Origin of the sequence: Streptomyces hygroscopicus subsp. hygroscopicus (genome assembly GCF_001553455.1) — a bacterium.
In the GTDB taxonomy this organism is placed as follows: Bacteria; Actinomycetota; Actinomycetes; order Streptomycetales; family Streptomycetaceae; genus Streptomyces; species Streptomyces hygroscopicus.
The window spans coordinates 1-5,478 of sequence record NZ_BBOX01000092.1; the positions used below are offsets into that span (position 1 = coordinate 1).

The window sequence follows — 5,478 nt, forward strand, 5'->3', positions numbered from 1 at the left end:
GGCCCGCCCCGGCCATCGGCGTCAGCCCGCCGCCTCGCTCCGGGCGTCGCGTGCGGTACGGCGCCGCAGCCGCCGCCACAGCGCGGGGGCCGTGCTGATCACCACCGTCAGCACCACGGCCGCCGCCACACCCTCCCACGGTTCGGGGAAGAGCGAGCCGCCCAGGAGCCCGATCAGCTGGTACGTCACCGCCCAGGCCAGCGCCGCGGGCCCGGCGCCCCGCGCGAACCTCCGCAGCGGCCAGCGCGCCAGCAGGCAGGCCAGCATCACCGGTATCCGCCCCGCCGGGACCAGCCGGGACAGCACCAGGACCGCCACCCCGTGCTCGTCCAGCCGCTCCCGCGCCTGGTCCAGCCGCTCCGGCGCCGCGTGGTCGTGGATCCGCTCGAGCCACCGCGAGCCGTTCTTCGAGCGCACCCCGCGCCGCCCGAGCCAGTAGAGCATCACGTCCCCGGAGAAGGCCGCCAGGGCGGCCACCGCGAAGACCACCAGCAGCGACAGCGGGGGAGCGGTCTGGTGGATGGCGACCACCGCCGCCGAGGAGACCACCGCTCCGGTGGGCACCACCGGCACCAGCGAGCCCAGCACCACCAGCAGGAACAGCGAGGGATACCCCACCGCCTGCTGGGTCGACTCGGACGGCACGCCCCTGGCCAGGTCCGCCAGATCCCCCATCACCTGGCGGGCTCCAGCCGAACGCACTCCCCGTGCCGCAGCCGGTGCACCACCGCGTCGGGGGCCAGCCGCCCGGCGTGGCGCACGAAGTCGTCGCCCGGGGCGTGGAATTCGTGCGGGCGGATCGCGTCCATCCCGATCGGCCAGTACGTCCCGTAGTGCACCGGCACCGCGCAGCGCGCCCCCAGCCGCGCCAGCGCCTGTGCCGCGCGGCCCGCGTCGAGGTGGCCGTGGCCGAGGTACGGTCCCCAGCCGCCCACCGGGAGCAGCGCCACGTCGCAGGGGCCCACCGCCTCCGCCATCCGGTCGAACAGCCCGGTGTCCCCGGCGAAGTACGTGGTCGACTCGCCGCTCAGCACGTATCCCAGCGCGGGCACCCGGCTCGGCCCGTACGGCAGCCGCCGCCCGTCGTGTGCGGCGGGCACGGCGCGGATCCGCACCTCGCCGACCGTACACACGTCCCCCGGTGTCATCTCCGTCACCCGCAGCCCGCGCGCCGCGACCACCCGCCGCAGTCCGGGCACCGCCCGTCCGGCCCCGCGCGGCACCAGCAGCCGGGTGCCGGGCTCCAGCCTGGCCAGCGAGCCCAGGTGCAGATGGTCGGCGTGCAGATGCGAGACCAGCGCCACGTCCGCCACCGCCGCGGCGGCCGGCGGCACCGGCCCCCGGCGCCGCCGCAGATGGGCCAGGCGCCGTACGAAGAGCGGATCGGTCAGCACCCGCACCCCGGAGTCCCGCACGGTCGCGGTGGCATGCCCCCACCAGGTGATCTCCACCGACATCTCCACCTCCGTCCCTCGGGCCGTCGCCCCGATCCTCTCACCCGCCGGGCGGAGCGGTCCGGGCGGCCGGGGCGCCGGGAAAATCCGTGGACCGGCGGGTGTGCCCGGGTCACGATGATCGCTGCTGAACCGGCCCCGCGATCCGGCGCGGGTCCGCGGCCCACCCCGCACCAGGAGACGGAACGTCCTTATGAGCCGTGCACTCCATCGCCGCGCCGTCGTCGCCGACGCCCACAACGACCTGCTGATAGCCGTCACCGCCCGCCCGCCGCACCGCTGGGCCGGCTACTTCCGGGAGCGCTGGCTGCCCCAGCTGCGCGCGGGCGGGGTGGATCTCCAGGTGCTGCCGGTCTTCATCGACGACCGGTTCCGTCCCGAGGGCGCGCTGCGCGAGACGCTGCGGATGATCGAGTGCGCCCACACCCTCGCCGAGGGCAACGCCGACGAGGTGCGGCTGTGCCTGGACGGCGACGACATCGACGCCGCGCTCGGCGACGGCCGGATCGCGCTGGTGCTGGCGCTGGAGAGCGCCCCCGGGCTGGACGCAGACGTGGAACTCCTCCCCGCCCTGCACCGCCTCGGGGTGCGCATCGCCTCGATCGCCCACTGGGGCCGTACCGCCCTGGCCGACGGCAGCGGCGAGGACGCCACCGGAAGCAGGCTCACCGAGGCGGGGGTCCGGGCGCTCGCGGAGATGGAGCGTCTGGGCATCCTCTTCGACGTCTCCCACCTCGGCGCCTCCGGGGTCGCCCATGTGCTGGAGCTGGCCACCCGTCCGGTGCTGGCCACCCACTCCTCCGCCCGCGCGCTGCTGGACCACCACCGCAACCTGACCGACGAGCAGCTGCGCGGAATCGCCGCGACCGGCGGCACGGTGTGCGTCAACTTCCTCGGCGAGTTCCTGGCCACCGACCCGGCCGACCGCACGGTGGACCGGCTGGCCGACCACATCCTCCACATCGCCGAGGTCATCGGCGTCGACCGGGTGGGCCTGGGGCCGGACTTCATCAAGGAGGTCAGCGCGGACACCACCCCGCCCTGCTGCGAGGACGCCGAGTACGCCCGGCTGCTGGTCCCCGGGCTCGAAGGCCCCCGCGGACTGCCTCTGGTGACCGAGGCGCTGATCCGCAGGGGCCTGCCCGAGGGGGACGTCGAGAAGATCCTCGGCGGCAACGTGCTGGAGCTGTTCCGCAAGGAGCTGGGACGCCCCCTGCCACGGTCCGCCCGGTGACGGTGATGACCGGTCCGTGGCGGTGACGATGGCCCGAGGGCGGTGTCGGCCGCCCGGGGGCGGTGTCGGCCGCCCGGCGGTGGTGACGACCGGCCCGGCGACGGTGACCGTGACGACACCCCGGCGGCGCTGAAGTACCGTCCGGCGGCGGTGAACTACCGCCCCGCGGCGGCCAGGAACGCGTCGACCGCGGCGAACGTGGCCTGCGGCGCCTCCCGCGCGGGGAGGTGGCCCGCGTCCCGGATCAGCTCGAAGCGCGCCCCGGGGATGGCGGCGGCGTACGCGCGCCCGAAGTCGGGCGTGACGACCGTGTCGTTCTCCCCCCACACCACGAGGGCGGGCACCTTCACCCGGGCGAGCCGGTGCAGCAGCTTCGGATCGGACAGCGACGGCCCGGTGTAGGCCAGCATCGTCCGGATGGCCTCGGGCGAGGGGCCCCGGGGCGGCGCCGCCGCGCCGGAGTCCTGACCGGGCGGCGGGCCGGGCGGGGCGGTGGGCATCCGCACCTCGTGCCCCTCGACGCGCGGTCCGATGGCGTCCATGATGATCAGGGCGCCGATGCGCCGGCCCCGGTCGCGCACGGTCATCTCGGAGGCGATCCAGCCGCCGAAGGAGCTGCCCAGGACCACCACATCGCTCAGGTCGCGGTCGTCCAGCAGCTCCAGATAGGTCTCGGCGAGGTCGCCGACCCCGGAGAACCACTCGGGGCGCGGGGTGTCCTCCCAGCCCGGGTGGATCGGTGCCAGCACCCGGGAGGAGTCGGCGAAGTGGTCCACGACCCCGGGCATGGTGACGGGTCCGCCGCCGCCGTGCAGCACGAGCACGGGCCGCCCCGCGCCCACGTCCCGCACCGTCAGGGGAAGGCCGGGGTAGGGCTCGATGGTGGAGCCGGTGGTCTGGTGGGTGGTCATCGGGCCGCACCCCCCGCGGTGGCGGCGGAGAAGGTGTCCAGCGCGACCCGCGGACCGTCCGGGCCGAAGAAGCCGGTGAGGTGCTCGGCCGACAGCGCGGCCGCCGCCTCGGCGCGCGGGAACATGGGCGTCTCGTAGGCGTTCAGGGCTGTCTCCAGGTCGTCGTGGGAGGCGAGGGCGAGGGCGAGTTCCGCGCCGTCGAGCATGGCGAGGTTGGCGCCCGCCCCCGCGAAGGGGGACATCAGATGGGCGGCGTCGCCCAGGAGGGTGACGCGGGGGACCCGGTCCCAGCGGTGCCCGGTGGGCAGCGCGTGGATGGGACGGGGGATGATGGGGCCGTCACAGTCGGCGATCAGGGCCCGCAGCCCCTCGTCCCAGTCGGGGAAGAGGTCCAGCAGCCGCTTCTTCGTCGCCACCGGGTCCGCCGGATCGACGATGCCCGAACGGCTCCACTCCTCCGGCACCTTGGCCGCGCCGTAGACGCGGATCCGGTCGCCGCCGTTGCGCTGGGCGACCAGCCCCTTCTCGTCCGCCAGGGCGAACATCGAGCCCTGGCCGACGAGTTCGGCGACGGCCGGGTGCCGGGTGGTGACGTCGTGCAGCACCGTGTCCACCATCGACAGCCCGGAGTAGACCGGGTCGGCGTCGGACAGCAGGGGCCGCACCCTGGACCACGCCCCGTCCGCGCCGACCAGCAGGTCCGGCTCGACGGTCCGGCCGTCGGCCAGGGTGAGCGTGGGCCGCCCCGTCGCGCCGATGGCGACGGACCTGACCTTGTGGCCCCAGCGGACCGTTCCCTCGGGCAGCGAGTCCAGCAGCAGGCCCCGCAGCGCCCTGCGGTCGATCTCGGGGCGGCCGTCGCTCTCGCCCGGCTCCGGCGGGGGGATGCGGAGGCCGACGGTGGCGTCCTTGCCGAGCACGCGCAGCTCCTCGCCCTCGGGGCGGCTGAGCAGCCGGAACTCCTCCAGCAGACCGGCGTGCAGCAGGGCGCGCTGGCCCGACTCCGCGTCCAGGTCCAGGGTGCCGCCCTGGTCGCGTGCGGTCGGCGACGCGTCCAGTTCGTAGACGGTCGAGGTGATGCCGTGGACGTGCAGGACGCGGGCCAGCGTCAGCCCTCCCAACCCTCCGCCCACGATGGCGATATGGCGTTCTGCGGACATGTCGGTGCCCCTTCTCGGCTCGGCGCTGATGCGCTGCGGATGGGACGAGCGTAGGCCGCCGAACGCGTTCGTGGCAAACGCGTTCGTTACGAACGCGTTCGGCGGGGGGTACGATGAACCCATGACAGCGCACCCCACCGCCCCGCGGAGCCGCCGGGAACGTCCGGCGAAACCGGCCCTGACCCGGGAAGGCATCATCGCCACCACGGTCGACCTCATGCGCGCCGAGGGCCTGGAACGGGTCACGATGCGCCGCCTGGCCCGGGAGCTGGACACCGGACCCGCCTCGCTCTACGTCTACGTCCGCAACCTCGCCGAGCTGCACGCGGCGGTTCTGGAGGAACTCCTCGGCACCGTCGACCTGAGCCCGGTCAGGGCGGACGGCGACTGGCGCGACCGGCTGGTGCGGATCCTCATGTCCTACACCTCGCTGCTGTTCGAGTACCCCGGTCTCGCCCAGTCCGCCCTGGTGGCCCGCCCCTTCGGGAAGAACTACCTGAATCTGGGGGAGGCGATGCTGGAGCTGCTGGACGAGGGCGGTCTGGAGCCCGACCGGGCCGGATGGCTGATCGATCTGCTGCTGCAGTTCGCCACCGCGACCGCCGCCGAGCACGCCAGCCGCACCCCCGGCGAGGACGGCGCCCCCCGCCACGAGGCGGAGTGGCAGGCGCTCGCCGCCAGGGCTGACGGACGGCTCCACCGCGCCCACTCCGCGGACG

General features: G+C 74.9%; 6 protein-coding genes. 2 read left to right on the forward strand and 4 right to left on the reverse strand.

The window, feature by feature from the left end; all coding sequences use genetic code 11:
- Nucleotides 1-21: 21 nt before the first annotated feature.
- Entirely contained in the window at nucleotides 22-675 is a 654-nt protein-coding gene (locus tag AXW62_RS10220; RefSeq protein WP_030832477.1) for a DedA family protein, read from the reverse strand.
- Nucleotides 675-1,457, reverse strand: a complete 783-nt coding sequence (locus AXW62_RS10225) for an MBL fold metallo-hydrolase (RefSeq protein ID WP_030832475.1) — start codon at nucleotides 1,455-1,457, stop codon at nucleotides 675-677. The genes AXW62_RS10220 and AXW62_RS10225 overlap by 1 nt, the downstream gene beginning before the upstream one ends.
- 190 nt (nucleotides 1,458-1,647) lie before the next feature.
- On the opposite strand from AXW62_RS10225, the gene AXW62_RS10230 reads away from it, so the two are divergent.
- Nucleotides 1,648-2,688, forward strand: coding sequence for a dipeptidase (locus tag AXW62_RS10230; RefSeq protein ID WP_060944232.1), 1,041 nt, complete (start codon nucleotides 1,648-1,650; stop codon nucleotides 2,686-2,688).
- A 155-nt stretch (nucleotides 2,689-2,843) separates the two neighbouring features.
- On the opposite strand, the gene AXW62_RS10235 is transcribed toward AXW62_RS10230, so the two are convergent.
- A complete protein-coding gene (locus AXW62_RS10235) occupies nucleotides 2,844-3,599 on the reverse strand; it encodes an alpha/beta fold hydrolase (protein WP_060944233.1) in 756 nt (251 codons plus the stop codon).
- Entirely contained in the window at nucleotides 3,596-4,759 is a 1,164-nt protein-coding gene (locus AXW62_RS10240) for an FAD-dependent oxidoreductase (RefSeq protein ID WP_060944234.1), read from the reverse strand. The genes AXW62_RS10235 and AXW62_RS10240 overlap by 4 nt, the downstream gene beginning before the upstream one ends.
- 121 nt (nucleotides 4,760-4,880) lie before the next feature.
- Between AXW62_RS10240 and AXW62_RS10245 the strand changes: the two genes are divergently transcribed.
- Nucleotides 4,881-5,478 (forward strand): TetR/AcrR family transcriptional regulator (locus AXW62_RS10245; protein WP_060944235.1); only part of this gene is annotated, 598 nt, incomplete at its 3' end.